Here is a 16764-nt window from a genome sequence, read left to right as displayed (position 1 = left end):
GCGCCCTTTTTACATGCGCGGCCGGAAGCCGTCAGCCGGAAGCCGGCGGCCCCGCGACGTCATTCGATGTCATTCGGCGTCGGGCTGCACGCCAGGCTCGGCGGCCTTGAACGCATCGAGCGTCGACGCATGATCGGCGATCCGCTGGATCGTCGGAAAGCGCGTCGTGTCGATCGAGAAACGGTTCGCGTTGAACACCTGCGGCACGATGCAGATATCGGCGAGCGTCGGCGTGTCGCCGAAGCACAGCTTGCCGGTGCGCGGATCGCTCGCGAGGCGCGTCTCGAGCGACGCGAAACCCGCCTCGATCCAGTGCCGGTACCATTCGTTCTTCGCTTCCTCCGGCACCTTCAGCGTGTGCTTCAGGTATTTCAGCACGCGCAGGTTGTTCAGCGGATGGATCTCGCACGCGACCTGCAGCGCGATCGCCCGCACATACGCGCGGTCGACCGGGGCCTTCGGCAGCAGCGCGGGTTCGGGATGCGTTTCCTCGAGATATTCGATGATCGCGAGCGATTGCTGCAGCGTGGCATCGCCGTCGATCAGCGTCGGCACGACGGCATCCGGATTCACCGCGCGATACGCGTCCTTCAGTTGCTCGCCGCCGTCGCGCAGCATGTGCACGGGGACCGTGTCGAACGGCAGCTGCTTCAGGTTCAGGGCGATCCGCACGCGGTACGACGCGGAACTGCGGAAATAGCTGTAAAGCTTCATGGGTGTCTCTCTGTTGGTCGTATTCGGCCGGTAACGGCGCCTGCAGCGCACGCACGGCGCCGCCGGGAACCCGAGTTTAGCGCGCCGCGCGGCGGCGGCGCGCGCAGCCGCGCTTGGGCGACCCGCGCCCATGCGATACTCGGGGCATTCGTTACCGCTTACCGCGCGGCCCGATGCCGGCCGCCCGCCCCACGCCCCGATGACCGCTCCCCACGACTCCGCCGCCTCGCCGTTCCCCTGCGCCCGCTTCATCAAGGAAATCGGCCGCGGCCCGAACGGCGCACGCGCGCTGTCCGCCGAAGACACGTTCGAGCTCTATCGCGCGATGCTCGATGCACGCGTGTCGGACGTCGAACTCGGCGCGATCCTGATCGCGTATCGCCTGAAGGGCGAAAGCGCCGACGAACTGTCCGCGATGCTCGCCGCCGCGCAGGCGTCGTTCGAACCGGTGCACGTGCAGGACGCCGCCTTCCGCCCGGTGTCGATTCCGAGCTACAACGGCGCGCGCAAGCAGCCGAACCTGGTGCCGCTGCTCGCGCTGCTGCTCGCGCGCGAAGGCGTGCCGGTGCTCGTGCACGGCGTCGAACGCGATCCGGGCCGCGTGACGAGCGGGGAGATCTTCTCGGCGCTGTCGATCGCGCCGTCGAAGTCGCACGACGCGATCGAGGACATGCTCGCCGAGCGCCGCGTCGCGTTCGCGCCGATCGACGCGCTGGCGCCGCGCATCGCGCGCCTGCTGGCGCTGCGCGGCGTGCTCGGCGTGCGCAACTCCACGCACACGCTCGTGAAGATCCTGCAGCCGTTCGCGCCGGCCGGGCTGCGGCTCGTCAACTACACGCATCCGCCGTACCGCGACAGCCTCGCGCAACTGTTCCGCGATCATCCGGACGCCGCGCTCGGCGGTGCGTTGCTCGCGCGCGGCACCGAAGGCGAAGCGGTGGCCGACACGCGGCGTCAGGTGCAGGTCGACTGGCTGCACGACGGCGTGTGCGACACGCTGATCGAGCCCGAGCGCTCGTCGAGCGACGCACCGCCCGTCGCGCTGCCCGAATCGCGCGACGCGGCGACCACGGCCGCGTGGACGGACGCCGTGCTGCGCGGCGAAGTTCCGGTGCCGGACGCGCTTGCGCGGCAGGTCGACACGATCGTGCGGATCGCCCGGATCGCACCCTGACCGGCATCCCGGGCCGGCGTGCTGTCGCGCCGGCCTTTTCAACCGACCATTTGACACGCACCCGCATCCTGGCATAGAGTTGTCGCCATGCGTTCCTTTCCGAACACCCTCCGAATTACCTCCGGCCGCCTAGCGCGGTCGCTATCGCTACGACTAGCCTAAGGCTGTCTTAGCGCCGTGTGCTGTCCGCACGGTCCCTCCCTGCAGTTCCTCGCAGCACCCTTCTCGCAGTTTTTACAACCCGAAGTCGTCAGCATTCGTCCGTCTATCCGTCGGTCGATTCGCGAAGATCATCCGCATCCGCAGCGCGTTTCCGGCGCCACGGTGCGAGGCAGCGCCTACCGTCGCCCATGCCGCCCGTCTTCGCTCGCGACTTGAGACCCGAGGTCCAGAAGATGAAGCGCAACCCGCAAGACAAGTATCGTCCGTTCGAACCCGTCCGCATCAATGGCCGCCGCTGGCCGACCCGCACCATCGAGCGTGCGCCGGTCTGGATGAGCACCGACCTGCGCGACGGCAACCAGTCGCTGATCGAGCCGATGAGCATCGAACAGAAGCTGGAGTTCTTCGACATGCTGGTCGCGATCGGTTTCAAGGAGATCGAAGTCGGGTTTCCGTCGGCGTCGCAGACCGACTTCGATTTCGTCCGCAAGCTGATCGACGAGAAGCGGATCCCCGACGACGTGACGATCGAAGTGCTCGTGCAGTCGCGCGAAGACCTGATCGCGCGCACCTTCGACGCGCTCGACGGCGTGCCGCGCGCGATCGTGCACCTGTACAACGCGATCTGCCCGTCGTTCCGGCGCATCGTGTTCGGGATGTCGAAGGACGACGTGAAGGCGCTCGCGGTCGAGGGCACGCGACTCATCAAGGAACACGCGGCGGCCCGCCCGGACACGCACTGGACCTATCAGTACTCTCCTGAAACCTTCAGCATGACCGAGCTGACGTTCGCGCGCGAAGTATGCGACGCGGTCGCGCAGGCGTGGCGTCCGACCCGCGATCACAAGATGATCGTCAACCTGCCGGCGACCGTCGAAGCCGCGAGCCCGAACGTGTTCGCCGACCAGATCGAGTGGATGGACCGCAACCTCGCGTATCGCGACAGCATCGTGCTGTCCGTGCATCCGCACAACGATCGCGGCACCGCGGTCGCCGCCGCCGAACTCGCGCTGCTCGCGGGCGCCGACCGCATCGAGGGCTGCCTGTTCGGCAACGGCGAGCGCACCGGCAACGTCGACCTCGTCACGCTCGCGCTGAACCTCTATACGCAGGGCATCGACCCGGGCCTCGATTTCTCCGACATCGACGCGGTGCGCCGCGTGGTCGAGCGCTGCAACCAGATTCCGGTGCATCCGCGCCATCCGTACGCGGGCGACCTCGTGTTCACCGCGTTCTCCGGCTCGCACCAGGACGCGATCCGCAAGGGCTTCGCGCAGCAGCGCCCGGACGCGGTGTGGGAAGTGCCGTACCTGCCGATCGACCCGGCCGACCTCGGCCGCAGCTATGACGCGGTGATCCGCGTGAACAGCCAGTCCGGCAAGGGCGGCGCGACGTTCCTGCTCGAACGCGGGATGGGCTTCACGCCGACGCGCCGCGTGCAGATCGAATTCAGCCACGCGGTGCAGACGCTCGCCGACGCATCCGGCGAGGAAGTGACCGGCGACGCGATCTGTGCGCTGTTCGCGCGCGAATTCTTCGAGACCGACGGCCCGGCCGCGCGCCACGGCAACGGGGCGCGCTGGCAGAACCGCGACATCGCGAGCGCGCCGCCGGCCGATGCGACGCCCGAAGACGCCGTGCAGCGCATGGCCGCGGCCTTCGCGACGGCAGCCGGCGCGACGATCGACGTCGCCTCGTGCGAGCACGCGCGCACGACGGACGGCCGGATCGCGGTATCGGTCGGCTGCCGGGTCGGCGACGCGCCGCTGCGGCATGGTGTCGGGGTGCACGACGACGCGGCGAGCGCCGCGCTCGATGCGGTCGTCAGCGCGATCAACCGCTCGGCCTGGCATTGCGCCGACCGCCGTGCGGCGGCCTGACGGCAGGTTTCGCTTCAGGGTTCGAACGTCAGCGAGCGGTGCGTGACCGCCCGTGCGCCGCGCGATCCGCGCCGCACGGGCCAATGAAAAGCGGCCCAGAAGGCCGCTTCGGTCGGGACATGAAAAGGAGCGCCAGGCGCGCTCATGTCTCGGTCGCGCACCGCGTCGCCTGCCACGCGAGCAGGCGCCAGTGGCCCTGCTCATGCGTGTGGACGGCCGTATAGGCGATCGGAAACACCAGCCCGCCGTTGTTCGTTTCCATCTCGATCAACGCGCGCCCGGTGACGACGCAGGTCGCGTCGCCGACGGGCAGCAGGTCCTGCGACTGGATTTCGATCTGGCGATAGCGGCGGCGGCCGGCGACGATGGCGTCGATGAACTGCTGCTTGGTTTCGCGTTTGCCGTTGGTGTGCACGAAGAACACCTTGTCCGACAATTGCGCGTCGAGCGCCTCGCCGTCTCCGTCGACCATCGCCCGGAACCGATCGCGCTCGAGCGCGCGAATCGCATCGACCACCTTCGCCATCGCCTGACTCCTCGGCAACGCGCCCGCCGTGCGCCGGCGTGCGGATCAGAAGTTGTACTGCACGTAGAACTGGTGGAAATTTATACCAGGATTCGGCTCTTTGATACCCGCGTTAGACACATGTTGAAAACGGTAACCGACCTGATACTGTTGCCGTTCTCCGAACTGGGCGCCAACGCCGGCGACGTCCACGAACTGGAACGACGTCGCCAGCGACAGATTGTTGGAGATCGTCGGGGAAGTCAGGAAGCGGATGCCGGCACCGGCCTCGATGAACGGACGCACCTGGCCCGCGCTCTTGATGAAGCGGAACATCGGCTGCGCGCCGAATTCGCCGATGCTGCCATGAACATTGCCGCCCGTATGCCAGTAGCCGGCGTGCCCTTCCACCACGAACGCGAAGTGCCAGCCGCCGATTTCCCACCAGTTCCAGCCCGGATCCCATACGACGCCGAGATCGCCCTTGTCGATCCCGTGGCGATCGGAAAACCCGCCGCCGGCCTGGATTCCCCATCGATCCGCGAACGCGGCACCCGATCCGCCCAGCAGCGACGCCGCCAGCAACGCGTGCAGCGCAAGCCGACTATGGGGCCGGCGATTCTTCTTATTGTTCATCTGACACTCCAACTTTGTGGGTTGAATGGAGCCTTGCCGCAGCGGCCGGGCCCGAGCGAACTGAATGGTATGGTAAAGGACTTTTCGGATCGGCATCGCGAAGCGAAATTGTTTGCTTCCAAAACTACAAAAATCGAAATCGTCTACTGATTACCATCAGAAACAATGGCTTACGGAACTTCCCTCCGCCAGCCCGGTCGCAAATTAGACTATCGACTCGACAAGTTCGATAGAAAACTGGGAACTTGGATGCCCCCGTGCCCTCTAAGGAATTAGCACTCGGATTACGGGAGTGCTAAGATGGGCCCCGGAATCTCATCCGAGACCAGGGGTTTGTCCCTGATTCCAAAGGAGTTTTTTAGTGAGCCACGCCCTGACCCTTCCGAATACCCTGAGCCCGACGCCGGCCAAGGCCGAATCGGCAGGCTCGCTGGCGCTCGCGACTCAATCGATGTTGCCGGGCCAGCTTGGCAACATCGACGCGTATATCCAGGCCGTCAACCGGATCCCGCTGCTGAGCGCCGAAGAGGAACGCCAGTACGCGACCGAATTCCGCGAAGACAACAACCTCGACTCGGCACGCCGCCTCGTGCTGTCGCACCTGCGGCTCGTCGTGTCGATCGCGCGCAACTATCTCGGCTACGGCCTGCCGCACGGCGACCTGATCCAGGAAGGCAACATCGGCCTGATGAAGGCGGTGAAGCGTTTCGACCCGGCGCAAAACGTGCGTCTGGTGTCGTACGCGATCCACTGGATCAAGGCCGAGATCCACGAGTACATCCTGCGCAACTGGCGGATGGTGAAGGTCGCGACGACGAAGGCGCAGCGCAAGCTGTTCTTCAACCTGCGCAGCCACAAGAAGAGCATGCAGGCGATGACGCCCGAGGAAATCGACGGCCTCGCGCAGGAGCTCAACGTCAAGCGCGAAGACGTGACCGAGATGGAAACGCGCCTGTCGGGCGGCGACATCGCCCTCGAGGGCCAAGTGGAAGACGGCGAGGAGTCGTACGCGCCGATCGCCTATCTGGCCGATTCGCACAACGAGCCGACCGCCGTGCTCGCCGCGCGTCAGCGCGACATGCTGCAGACGGACGGCATCGCGCAGGCGCTCGAGGCGCTCGACGCCCGCAGCCGCCGGATCATCGAGGCGCGCTGGCTGAACGTCGACGACGACGGCTCGGGCGGCTCGACGCTGCACGATCTCGCGGCCGAGTTCGGCGTATCGGCGGAACGCATCCGCCAGATCGAAGCGAGCGCCATGAAGAAGATGCGCACCGCACTTGCCGAATACGCCTGAATCCGCAATTTAGAGCGCTTCACCCAAAACCGCTGCCCGCCCGGCAGCGGTTTTTTTTCGTCTGTCGTTTTTAGCCTCGATCGTGTCTGATTAATCGACCTTGTTGATCGGGTATCGGGCGAATTCCGGCCCCTTCCGCATAACCTTGATCTGCCTCAAGTTTCGGCATGCGCTTCGCGACGGTCTGCCGCATCGCCGCACTCGGCATCGGAAAGCCGGCATTTTAAAATTGGCATGTCGGCTCAAAAGGATTAAAACAGCTTAACTGCCGTCATAAATCCGACGTAAAGTCGCCCCAAAACCGATGTAAATCGATTCAGGATAATCACCTTGATCTCGATCAATAAAGCGCCTGCGCCGCGTCCCCCGCAGGCCACAGGCAGCGGCTGGCGCGCACGCATCGCCGCGTGGGCGCGCGGGCCGACCCTCATGCGCGACATCACGCTGGTGCTGATCGTCAAGCTGATCCTCCTGATGTCGCTCAAATACGCATTCTTCAATCATCCGCAGGCCGAGCACATGTCGCTGCCGCCTGCCGTCGTCGCCGAGAAGCTGCTCTCGGTGCCGGCGCCTGCATCTACCGAGGGAGACCACCATGATAAGTAGCGAAGTCGTCGATCTGTCGCGTCTGCAGTTCGGCATCACGGCGCTCTACCACTTCCTGTTCGTGCCGCTGACGCTCGGCCTGTCCTGGCTGCTCGTCATCATGGAAGCCGTCTACGTGATGACCGGCAAACAGGTCTACAAGGACATGACGCAGTTCTGGGGCAAGTTGTTCGGGATCAACTTCGCGATGGGCGTGACGACCGGCATCACGCTCGAGTTCCAGTTCGGCACGAACTGGTCGTACTACTCGCACTATGTCGGCGATATCTTCGGCGTGCCGCTCGCGGTCGAGGGCCTGATGGCGTTCTTCCTCGAATCGACGTTCGTCGGCCTGTTCTTCTTCGGCTGGAACCGCCTGTCGAAGGTCAAGCACCTGATGGTCACGTTCCTCGTCGCACTGGGCTCGAACCTGTCCGCGCTGTGGATCCTCGTCGCGAACGGCTGGATGAACAACCCGGTCGGCGCCGAGTTCAACTACCAGACGATGCGCATGGAGTTGACGAACCTGTTCGACGTGCTGTTCAACCCGGTCGCGCAGGTGAAGTTCGTGCACACCGTGTCGGCCGGCTACGTGACGGCCGCGATGTTCGTGCTCGGCATCTCGTCGTGGTATCTGCTGAAGAAGCGCGACACCGATTTCGCGCTGCGCTCGTTCGCGGTCGCGGCCGGCTTCGGTCTCGCGTCGACGCTTTGCGTGATCGTGCTCGGCGACGAGTCGGGCTATACGACCGGCGAAGTGCAGAAGATGAAGCTCGCCGCGATCGAATCGGAATGGGAAACCCAGCCGGCGCCGGCGTCGTTCACGCTGATCGGCATCCCGAACCAGAAGGAAGAGCGCACCGACTACGCGATCAAGATCCCGTACGCGCTCGGCCTGATCGCGACGCGCTCGATCGACGAGCCGGTGATCGGCCTGCGCGAGCTCGCGAAGCGCAGCGAGGAGCACATCCAGAGCGGGATGGTCGCGTACGGCGCATTGCAGAAGATCAAGCAGGGCGACACGAGCGACGCGACCCGCGCATTGTTCGACCAGCACAAGCAGTATCTCGGCTACGGGCTGATGCTCAAGCAGTTCACGCCGAACGTGACCGATGCGACGCCGGATCAGATCAAGGCCGCCGCGAAGAAGACCATTCCGCCGGTCGCGCCCGTGTTCTTCTCGTTCCGGATCATGGTGTTCCTCGGCTTCCTGTTCCTCGCGACCTTCGTCGCCGCGTTCTGGTTCTGCGCGCGCCGCGAGCTGCTGCAGGACAACCGCCGCTGGTTCCTGCGCTATGCGGTGTGGGCGATCCCGCTGCCGTGGCTCGCCGCGGAATTCGGCTGGGTCGTCGCCGAGCTCGGTCGCCAGCCGTGGACGATCGCGGGCATCCTGCCGACGCATCTGTCCGCGTCCAGCCTGACGTCGACGGACCTGTACCTGAGCCTCGCCGGTTTCATCGCGTTCTACACGGCACTGTTCGTCATCGAGATCAAGCTGATGTTCAAGTACGCGCGCCTCGGCCCGTCGTCGCTGCATACCGGCCGCTATCACCACGAACTCGCCGCAGCCGGCGAGCGTGCCGCGGTTTGAGCACGCCCCCGCAACGGAACAAGGAATCGCTATGGACTATGCAACTCTCAAGCTGATCTGGTGGCTGCTCGTCGGCGTGCTGCTGATCGGCTTCGCCGTCACCGACGGCTTCGACATGGGCGCGACCGCGCTGCTGCCGTTCCTCGGCAAGACCGACGAGGAGCGCCGCATCATCGTCAACACGGTCGGTGCGACGTGGGAAGGCAACCAGGTGTGGCTGATCACGGCCGGCGGCGCGATGTTCGCCGCCTGGCCGCTCGTCTATGCCGCGTCGTTCTCCGGCTTCTACTTCGCGATGCTGCTCGTGCTGTTCGCGCTGTTCTTCCGGCCGGTCGGCTTCGACTATCGCAGCAAGCGGCCCGACCCGCGCTGGCGCGCGGGCTGGGACTGGGGCCTGTTCGTCGGCGGTTTCGTGCCCGCGCTGGTGTTCGGCGTCGCGTTCGGCAACCTGCTGCAGGGCGTGCCGTTCAAGTTCGACAGCGACCTGCGCGTCACCTACTACGGCGGCTTCTGGGCGCTGCTGAACCCGTTCGCGCTGCTCTGCGGGCTCGTCAGCCTCACGATGCTGGTCGCGCACGGCGCGGCATTCATCAAGATGAAGACCGACGGCGTGATCGCACGCCGCGCGTCGATCGCGCTGCTGGTGTCGGCGCTCGTCGCGGTCGTGCTGTTCGTGCTGGCCGGCGTGCTGATCGCGTCGACCATCGGCGGCTTCCACATCACGCACGCCGCGCCGACCGACACGGTCGCGAACCCGCTGCTGAAGGACGTGGCGGCCGGCTCGGGCCTGTGGCTCGCGAATTACGGCGAGTATCCGTGGATGATCGCGGCGCCGGTCGTCGGGATCGCGGGCGGCCTGCTCGCACTGCTGCTCGCCGGCTCGAAGCAGGAAAAGACGGCGTTCTTCTGCACCGGCCTGATGATCGCCGGCGTGATCCTGACCGCGGGTTTCTCGATGTTCCCGTTCATCATGCCGTCGTCGCTCGACCCGCGCAGCAGCCTGACCGTGTGGGATTCGACGTCGAGCCACATGACGCTGCAGGTGATGCTGTTCGCGGTGATCGTGTTCCTGCCGATCGTCCTGCTCTATACGAGCTGGGTGTACCGCGTGATGCGCGGCAAGGTCACGCACCAGTCGCTCGAAGAGAACAAGCACTCGATGTATTGAACCCGGCCGGGGCGCGCACGCGCCCTCGCCCACCGTTTCGCAAGGAGTCGGATCATGTGGTACTTCAGCTGGATTCTCGGTATCGGCGTCGCGCTGTCGTTCGGCATCGTCAACGCGATGTGGCTCGAAGCGCGGCAGAAGCCGCAGGAAGCGCCGGTGCGCGCACGCCGCGACTGACCGCTCCGGCGCGGCGGCGGCTGATCGCCCCGCCGCCCGCCGTCGGGAACGAACCTCGCTACGTGCGAGGTTTTTTTTCGTCCGGACATTCGTTCGGCACGCGCGGCACGTCGAAGCCAATTGAGCGCGATGCCGATGCACGCATCGCGCCCGCGCGCCGACAAAGAAAAACGGCTTGCGACACACGCGTCGCAAGCCGTTTTCGTTTTACCGACCGGCGGCCCGCATCCGCGAGGCGGATCGGGCCGGTCTCGTCAGATCATGCCGGTTGCACGGCCGCACCACCGCCCGTCGACGGCAGGCGCGCGCCGAGCTGTTCCGCATAGCGCGCCGCCGCGTTGCCGCAGACGATGTGGAACGTGTCCGGCGCCACCCATGCGACATCGAGCGCGCCGAGCCGATCGCGATCGACCGCCGCTGCGTCGCGCACGACGACGCGCAGGCGCGTGGTCGCGATCGCGTCGAGCGATGCGACGTTGGTCGCGCCGCCGAACACCGCAAGCCAACGCAGCGGATCGGGATCGAGCGGACCGGCCGCAGCGCCCGTGACCGGCTGCGCGGGCGCGACCGCGGCCGCCGCCGCGGCACCGGCCGCACCGCTGCCGATCGCCGAACGCATCTCGTCGGCGATGATGTCCGCCTCCGGCCCGATGATCACCTGCACGCTGTTGCCGCCGCGCTTGAGCACGCCGCGCGCGCCGATCGACTTCAGTTCCGGCTCCGACACCTTCTCCGGATCGACGACGCTCAGGCGCAGGCGCGTCGTGCAGGCGTCGACGACCGTCAGGTTGCCCGCGCCGCCGAGCGCGGCGATGTAGCGCTGCGCACGCGGCGCTGCCGCCGCGGCACCGGCCGCCGGTGCGACGAAACCGCCCGACGCGAACGACTCGGTTGCCGAGTCGGCCGAGGCCGGCTCGCGACCGGGCGTCGCCATGTTGAACTTGCGGATGAAGAAACGGAACAGCCCGTAGTACGCGACGCCGTACGCAATGCCGAGCGGCACCGCGATCCAGCCCTTCGTCGACAGCCCGTAGTTCAGCACGTAGTCGATCGCGCCGGCCGAGAACGTGAAGCCGAGCTTCACGCCGAGGATCTGGCAGATCGCGAGCGACAGCCCGGTGAGTACCGCGTGGATCACGTACAGCACCGGCGCGAGGAACATGAAGCTGAATTCGATCGGCTCGGTCACGCCGGTCAGGAACGACGTGAGCGCCATCGAGAACAGCAGGCCGCCGACCATCGCGCGGCGCTCCTTCGGCGCTTCGTGCAGCATCGCGAGACACGCGGCCGGCAGGCCGAACATCATGATCGGGAAGAAGCCGGCCATGAAGGTGCCCGCGGTCGGATCGCCCGCGAAGAAGCGGTGCAGGTCGCCGTGCACGAGCTCGCCGCCGGCCGGCGGCGTGAAGTTGCCGAACACGAACCATGCGAGCGAGTTGATGATGTGGTGCAGGCCCGTGACGAGCAGCAGGCGGTTCAGGAAGCCGAACACGAACGCACCGATCGCGCCCGCCGTCGTCAGCCACTGGCCGGCCGCGTCGATCAGATGCTGGACCGGCTGCCACACGTATCCGAACACGATGCCGAGTACCACGCACACGAGCCCGGTGATGATCGGCACGAACCGCTTGCCGCCGAAGAACGCGAGGTAGTCGGGCAGCTTGATGTCCTTGTAGCGGTTGTACAGCAGGCCCGCAACGACACCCGCGATGATCCCGGACAGCACGCCCATGTTCAGCTTGGGATCGATGTCCTTCATGATCGCGGTTTCGATCAGGTAGCCGATCGCGCCCGCGAGTGCCGCCACGCCGTTGTTGTCCTTCGCGAAACCAACCGCCACGCCGATCGCGAACAGGAGCGGCAGGTTGTCGAAGATCGCGCCGCCGGCGTCGGCGATCATCTTGATGTTGAACACGTCCGGCTGCCCGAGCCGCAGCAGGATGCCGGCGACCGGCAACACCGCGATCGGCAGCATCAGCGCCCGGCCCAGGCCCTGTATCTTCAGAAACGGATTCCCGTCCATTCAATCCTCCAATCCATGTCTCGTCATTAAGCGTCGTTGACCTAATTGCTTGCGTAGTGAAACGGGTCGCGCGCCCGCCGTCGACGTTCAGTCGAGCGGCCAGACCTCGCGGCTTGCTGCCCTTACCGCCTGTGCCGAGTCGAGTGCGAGCAAATCCTGCGCACGCTGGCGACACAGCTGGTAATCGAGACGGCGCACGCGCGCCTTGATGCCCGGCACCGACACCGGGTCGACCGACAGTTCGGTCACGCCGAGGCCGACGAGAATCGGCACCGCGAGCGGATCGCCGCCCAGCGCGCCGCACACGCCGACCCATTTGCCGTGCTTCGCGGCGCCGCGCACCGCGATGTCGATCAGGCGCAGCACGGCCGGATGCAGGCCGTCGGACTGCGCGGCCAGATCGGCCTGGCAGCGATCCATCGCGAGCGTGTACTGCGTCAGGTCGTTGGTGCCGATCGACAGGAAATCCGCGTGCTGCGCGAGCTGGTCGGCGAGCAGCGCCGCCGACGGCACCTCGATCATCACGCCGACCTCGATCGGCTCGGTGCGGCCCTGCGCCCGCGCGAATTCGTCGATGCGCTGTCGCAGCCGCACGAGTTCCCCGGCATCCGTCACCATCGGCAGCAGGATGCGCACCGCGCCGAACGGCTTCACCGCGAGCAGGCCCTGCAGCTGATCGTCGAGCAGATCGGGGCGCACCTGCGCGAGGCGGATGCCGCGCAGGCCAAGCGCCGGGTTCGGCTCGGGCGGCAGCGTCAGGTAGTCGACTTCCTTGTCGGCGCCGACGTCGAGCGTGCGGATGATCGCCGTGCGGCCCTGCAGCGCATCGACGATCGACTGGTAGCTCTGCTGGTGCTCGACGACGCTCGGCGCGGCCTGGCGATGGATGAACATCAGCTCGGTGCGCAGCAGGCCGACCGCGTCCGCGCCGTTGTCGACCGCGGTGTTCGCGTCGTCGAGCGTCGCGATGTTCGCGGCGACCTCGATGGCGCGGCCGTCGACCGTCGCGGCGGCGGCGCCGGCCAGCTTCCGGTTCGCCTCGCGCACGCCGTCCAGGCGCTGGCGCTCGTGGCGCGCGCGTTCGACGTCGAGTGCGGTCGGTGCATGTTCGAGACGGCCCGCGCTCGCATCGACGACGACCTGCGTGCCGTCGGGAATCGCATACAGCGCGTCGCCGACCGCGACGAGCGCCGGAATGCCGAGCTGGCGCGCGATGATCGCCGCATGCGACGTCGCGCCGCCGCGCGCCATCACGAGCGCGGTCACGCGCTGGCGATCGAGCGACGACAGGTCCGACGGCGTGAATTCCTCGGCGGCGAGCACGGCCTCGGCGGGCAGCGTGCGGGTCGCGCCGCTCGTGTGGCCGAGCGCGCGCAGCACGCGCTTCTCGATGTCGCGCAGGTCGGCCGCGCGCTCGGCGAGCAGCGCATCGTCGAGCTTCGACAGCGTGTCGATCTGCGCGCGGATCGTCGCGCGCCACGCGAAGCCCGCGCTCTTGCCGAGGCTGATCTGGTCGCGCGCCGCGTCGACCAGCGTCGGGTCTTCGAGCAGCACGCGATGCACCGCGAAGATCCCCGCCTCGCCGACCGCGCCGCGCGCCGATGCGTTGCGCACCGTTTCGTCGAGTTCGGCGTCGACCGCCGTCAGCGCCTGGTCGAGCCGGCGGCTTTCCGACGCGGGCGTGCCGCTCGCCTGTTCGGGCGGCACGATCTCCGCATCGTCGAGACGCACCAGCGTGCCGACCGCGATGCCGGGCGCCGCGCACACGCCCGCGAGCGTGTTCGGGTCGAGTGTCGCGCCGGTGTCGTGCACGATCGGCTGCGGTGCGGGCGAACGCAGCCGCGCCGGCTTCTCCTCGACTTCGCCGTGCGCTTCGCGCAGCAGCTCGTGCTCGACCGCGTCGACGGCCTGCTGCGCGTGCGCGCCGCGGCCGATCAGCTCGATCGTCGCGCCTTCGCCGGCACCAAGGGCGAGCAGGCCCACGACGCTCGCGATCGACGCCTTGCGGCCGTCGAACTGCACGTCGACCGTCGCGTCGAAGCCGCGCACGGATTCGCGTGCGCGTGCGGCCGGCCGGGCATGCAGGCCGCCCGGCTGCGTCAGCACGAGTTCGCGACGCACTTCGTTCATCGCCGCGGCGCCGGCCTGCGCCGCCTGCGCGGCCGCTTCGCCCTTGCCGCGCAGCGTCAGGATCGGCGTCTCGCCGGCCGTCGCGAAACCGCTCGCGCGCTCGACGACGTCGAACGCGTCGGAGTTCGCGATCGCGATCACCGAAACCAGCGAATGCGCGCTGCGCGCGACCGCGTCCTGGTCGAACTCGATCAGCAGGTCGCCCGCGTCGACGCGTGCGCCGGCTTCGACGTGGGCGGTGAAGCCCTGCCCGTTCAGCTCGACGGTGTCGATGCCGATATGCAGCAGCACTTCCGCGCCTTGCGGCGTCGTGATCGTCACCGCATGGCCGGTGCGCGCGAGATGCGACACGACGCCGGCGCACGGGGCGACGAGCTGGCCCGCGAGCGGGTCGATGCCGATGCCGTCGCCGAACATCCCGCCGGAGAACACCGGATCGGGCACATCGGCCAGCGCGACGATCGGCCCGGTCAGGGGGCTGAGCAGGACGATCTGATCATGGGTGGAACTCTTCAACTGGGACTCCTCGGCGCGTCTCATCGGCTGTCTCGGCTATCAGTGCGTTTCGGTGACTTTGTTCAGGTGGCGCGGCGTGTCGGGATTGCGGCCGCGCGCGACGGCGAGATCCGCCGCCATCACGTAGAACGAAAGAATGGCGGCGATCGGGTCGAGCGCCGAATGGGCGGACTGCGCGAGCGGCAAGGTCGCGCCGGGCGTGCCGGCGGGCGCCGCGAGCAGCACGGCCGCGCCGCGTGCGCGCATGTCCTGAGCGAGCTGCAGCAGCCCGGCCTGCTCGGGCCCCGGCGGCGCGAACACGAGCAGCGGATAGTCGCGGTCGATCAGCTCCATCGGGCCGTGCCGGACTTCGGCGCTCGAGAATGCCTCGGCCTGGATGCCGGAGGTTTCCTTCAGCTTCAGCGCGGCTTCCTGCGCGATCGCAAGCCCGAGGCCGCGGCCGATCACGATCATCCGCTCGACGCCCGCGAGCGCGGCGACGGCCGGCGACCAGTCGAGGCGGCCGGCCTGCGCGAGCACGTCGGGCAGGCCGCGCAATGCCGTCATCAGCGCGGCGTCGCGCTGCCAGTACGCGACGATCTGCGCGGACAGCGACAGCATCGCGATGTAGCTCTTGGTCGCGGCGACCGACAGCTCGGGGCCGGCCAGCAGCGGCAGCTGGTGCTCGCACGCGTCGGCGAGCGGCGACGGCAGCACGTTGACGGCGGCGACGGTGCGCGCGCCGGCTTCGCGCAGCGCGGCCATCGTGTTGACGAGATCGGGGCTCTTGCCCGACTGGGAGAATGCGAGCGCGAGCTGGTCCTGCACCTTCAGCGGCGCCTGCTGCAGCGTCGCGACCGACATCGGCAGCGACGCGACGGGCACGCCGAGGCGGCTCATCGTCAGGCTCGCGAAATAGCTGGCGGCGTGATCCGAGCTGCCGCGCGCGACCGTCAGCGCGACGGCCGGCGGGTGATCGAGCAGTTGCGCGGCGAGCGTTTCGACGCGCGTCGTGTCGGCGAGTTGCGCGGCGACGACCTGGGCGGACTCGCGCGCTTCCTTAAGCATATTCGACAATCGATTCTCCTTCGACGTAGGTCGCGGTGAGGTTCAGGTCGCGATCGAACACGACGAGGTCGGCCCATGCGCCGCGCTCGAGGCGGCCGCGATCGGTGACGCCGAGGTAGTCGGCCGCATAGCGCGACATCCGGTTCGACACGTCGGCGATCGGCAGGCCGAGCGACACGAGGTTGCGCAGCGCCTGGTCCATCGTCAGTGTGGAGCCGGCGAGCGTGCCGTCGGCGAGCCGCACGCCGCCGAGGCACTTGGTCACGTGCTGGCTGCCGAGCCGGTATTCGCCGTCGGGCATGCCGGTGGCGGACGTGCTGTCGGTCACGACGTACAGGCGCGGAATCGCGCGCAGCGCGGCACGAATCGCGCCCGGATGCACGTGCAGCAGGTCGGGGATGATTTCCGCGTACTCGGCATGCGCGAGCGCGGCGCCGACGAGGCCCGGGTTGCGGTGATGCAGCGGCGACATCGCGTTGAACAGGTGCGTGAAACCACACGCGCCGTGCTTGAGCGCGGCGACGGCGTCGTCGTAGGTCGCGAGCGAGTGGCCGAGCTGCACGCGCACGCCGCGCGCGGCCATCTCGCCGATGATCTCGATGTGGCCGGCGATTTCCGGCGCGAGCGTGACGACGCGGATCGGCGCGATCGACAGGTACGTCAGCACTTCGTCGAGCACGGCCGACACGGCCGCGTCCGGCTGCGCGCCGAGCTTGCCGGGGTTGATGTACGGCCCTTCGAGGTGCACGCCGAGCACGCGCGCGCCACCCTGCGTGCGGGTGCGGGCGACGGTGCCGAGGTTCGCGACGACCTGCATCAGTTCGTCGCGCGGCGCGGTCATCGTCGTCGCGAGCAGGCTCGTCGTGCCGAACTGCGCGTGCGTGCGCGCGATCGTCTCGATCGCGTCGCCGCCTTCCATCACGTCGGCGCCGCCGCCGCCGTGCACGTGCAGGTCGATGAAGCCGGGCAGGATGTACGGCGCGTCGTTCTTCGCGGGATCGGCGGGCGTGCCGTCGAGCGTGGTGATGCGGCCGTTCTCGCTGTCGAGCGAGCCGTGAATCCAGCCGTCGGGGGTGAGGATGTTTCCAGTCAGCATGACGTTTCTCTTGATGATCTGGTGACGCGGACATCCGCGTCGCGATTTGCAAATGCGTTGTGC

Annotated in this window: 14 protein-coding genes; 7 read left to right on the top strand and 7 right to left on the bottom strand. The window is 67.5% G+C overall.

Features of this window, described 5'->3' with window-relative positions; genetic code table 11:
* Positions 1–69: 69 nt before the first annotated feature.
* Positions 70–714, bottom strand: a complete 645-nt coding sequence (gene maiA, locus DID99_RS09080; protein WP_044847479.1) for a maleylacetoacetate isomerase — start codon at positions 712–714, stop codon at positions 70–72.
* 199 nt (positions 715–913) lie between these two features.
* Between maiA and ybiB the strand changes: the two genes are divergently transcribed.
* The gene (gene ybiB, locus DID99_RS09075; RefSeq protein ID WP_124666524.1) at positions 914–1888 is read left to right on the top strand and encodes a DNA-binding protein YbiB; all 975 of its coding nucleotides are present in this window, start codon (positions 914–916) and stop codon (positions 1886–1888) included.
* 395 nt (positions 1889–2283) lie between these two features.
* Positions 2284–3930, top strand: a complete 1647-nt coding sequence (gene leuA / locus DID99_RS09070) for a 2-isopropylmalate synthase (protein ID WP_124666523.1) — start codon at positions 2284–2286, stop codon at positions 3928–3930.
* 142 nt (positions 3931–4072) lie between these two features.
* Here the strand turns inward: leuA and DID99_RS09065 are convergent, their stop codons facing one another.
* Positions 4073–4456 carry a nuclear transport factor 2 family protein gene (locus tag DID99_RS09065; RefSeq protein WP_057926513.1) on the bottom strand — a complete coding sequence of 128 codons (384 nt, stop codon included), beginning with the start codon at positions 4454–4456 and terminating at the stop codon, positions 4073–4075.
* 45 nt (positions 4457–4501) lie between these two features.
* Positions 4502–5071 (bottom strand): acyloxyacyl hydrolase, encoded by a 570-nt coding sequence (locus DID99_RS09060; protein WP_124520732.1) that lies wholly within the window; start codon positions 5069–5071, stop codon positions 4502–4504.
* A 361-nt stretch (positions 5072–5432) separates the two neighbouring features.
* Here DID99_RS09060 and rpoH point away from each other — a divergent pair, with 361 nt between their 5' ends.
* The 5 genes from rpoH to cydX all read left to right on the top strand — a co-directional run bounded on the left by rpoH (position 5433) and on the right by cydX (position 9889).
* Positions 5433–6368, top strand: a complete 936-nt coding sequence (rpoH, locus tag DID99_RS09055; RefSeq protein WP_044847484.1) for an RNA polymerase sigma factor RpoH — start codon at positions 5433–5435, stop codon at positions 6366–6368.
* Between the two features lie 330 nt (positions 6369–6698).
* Positions 6699–6974, top strand: coding sequence for a cytochrome oxidase putative small subunit CydP (gene cydP, locus DID99_RS09050; RefSeq protein WP_124486518.1), 276 nt, complete (start codon positions 6699–6701; stop codon positions 6972–6974).
* Positions 6964–8544 carry a cytochrome ubiquinol oxidase subunit I gene (locus tag DID99_RS09045; RefSeq protein WP_044847486.1) on the top strand — a complete coding sequence of 527 codons (1581 nt, stop codon included), beginning with the start codon at positions 6964–6966 and terminating at the stop codon, positions 8542–8544. Before cydP ends, DID99_RS09045 begins: the two co-directional genes overlap by 11 nt.
* A 31-nt stretch (positions 8545–8575) precedes the next feature.
* Entirely contained in the window at positions 8576–9712 is a 1137-nt protein-coding gene (gene cydB / locus DID99_RS09040) for a cytochrome d ubiquinol oxidase subunit II (protein ID WP_124666522.1), read from the top strand.
* Between the two features lie 54 nt (positions 9713–9766).
* Complete coding sequence (cydX, locus tag DID99_RS09035) at positions 9767–9889, top strand: cytochrome bd-I oxidase subunit CydX (protein ID WP_006483737.1); 123 nt, start codon at positions 9767–9769, stop codon at positions 9887–9889.
* A gap of 259 nt (positions 9890–10148) precedes the next feature.
* Here cydX and nagE read toward each other — a convergent pair whose 3' ends face one another.
* The 4 genes from nagE to nagA form a co-directional block, all read right to left on the bottom strand.
* Positions 10149–11912: an N-acetylglucosamine-specific PTS transporter subunit IIBC gene (gene nagE, locus DID99_RS09030; RefSeq protein ID WP_124486520.1), complete on the bottom strand. Its 1764-nt coding sequence runs from the start codon at positions 11910–11912 to the stop codon at positions 10149–10151.
* A gap of 87 nt (positions 11913–11999) precedes the next feature.
* Positions 12000–14582: a phosphoenolpyruvate--protein phosphotransferase gene (gene ptsP / locus DID99_RS09025; RefSeq protein WP_124571322.1), complete on the bottom strand. Its 2583-nt coding sequence runs from the start codon at positions 14580–14582 to the stop codon at positions 12000–12002.
* 15 nt (positions 14583–14597) lie between these two features.
* Entirely contained in the window at positions 14598–15605 is a 1008-nt protein-coding gene (locus tag DID99_RS09020; RefSeq protein ID WP_124486632.1) for an SIS domain-containing protein, read from the bottom strand.
* Positions 15598–16701 carry an N-acetylglucosamine-6-phosphate deacetylase gene (gene nagA, locus DID99_RS09015; protein WP_124486522.1) on the bottom strand — a complete coding sequence of 368 codons (1104 nt, stop codon included), beginning with the start codon at positions 16699–16701 and terminating at the stop codon, positions 15598–15600. Before nagA ends, DID99_RS09020 begins: the two co-directional genes overlap by 8 nt.
* Positions 16702–16764 lie beyond the last annotated feature (63 nt).

Origin of the sequence: Burkholderia sp. Bp8986 (genome assembly GCF_003854225.1) — a bacterium.
GTDB lineage: Bacteria > Pseudomonadota > Gammaproteobacteria > Burkholderiales > Burkholderiaceae > Burkholderia.
The sequence above is the reverse complement of the archived record's forward strand: the minus strand, read 5'-3'. Positions and strand labels throughout refer to the sequence as shown.

What these genes read in the sequence shown, in the direction of transcription:
- DID99_RS09060 (WP_124520732.1), bottom strand. Translation starts at nt 5,071, where the DNA reads ATGAACAATAAGAAGAATCGCCGGCCCCATAGTCGGCTTGCGCTGCAC.
- maiA (WP_044847479.1), bottom strand. Translation starts at nt 714, where the DNA reads ATGAAGCTTTACAGCTATTTCCGCAGTTCCGCGTCGTACCGCGTGCGG.
- DID99_RS09020 (WP_124486632.1), bottom strand. Translation starts at nt 15,605, where the DNA reads ATGCTTAAGGAAGCGCGCGAGTCCGCCCAGGTCGTCGCCGCGCAACTC.
- cydX (WP_006483737.1), top strand. Translation starts at nt 9,767, where the DNA reads ATGTGGTACTTCAGCTGGATTCTCGGTATCGGCGTCGCGCTGTCGTTC.
- nagE (WP_124486520.1), bottom strand. Translation starts at nt 11,912, where the DNA reads ATGGACGGGAATCCGTTTCTGAAGATACAGGGCCTGGGCCGGGCGCTG.
- nagA (WP_124486522.1), bottom strand. Translation starts at nt 16,701, where the DNA reads ATGCTGACTGGAAACATCCTCACCCCCGACGGCTGGATTCACGGCTCG.
- leuA (WP_124666523.1), top strand. Translation starts at nt 2,284, where the DNA reads ATGAAGCGCAACCCGCAAGACAAGTATCGTCCGTTCGAACCCGTCCGC.
- ybiB (WP_124666524.1), top strand. Translation starts at nt 914, where the DNA reads ATGACCGCTCCCCACGACTCCGCCGCCTCGCCGTTCCCCTGCGCCCGC.
- ptsP (WP_124571322.1), bottom strand. Translation starts at nt 14,582, where the DNA reads ATGAGACGCGCCGAGGAGTCCCAGTTGAAGAGTTCCACCCATGATCAG.
- DID99_RS09065 (WP_057926513.1), bottom strand. Translation starts at nt 4,456, where the DNA reads ATGGCGAAGGTGGTCGATGCGATTCGCGCGCTCGAGCGCGATCGGTTC.
- DID99_RS09045 (WP_044847486.1), top strand. Translation starts at nt 6,964, where the DNA reads ATGATAAGTAGCGAAGTCGTCGATCTGTCGCGTCTGCAGTTCGGCATC.
- cydB (WP_124666522.1), top strand. Translation starts at nt 8,576, where the DNA reads ATGGACTATGCAACTCTCAAGCTGATCTGGTGGCTGCTCGTCGGCGTG.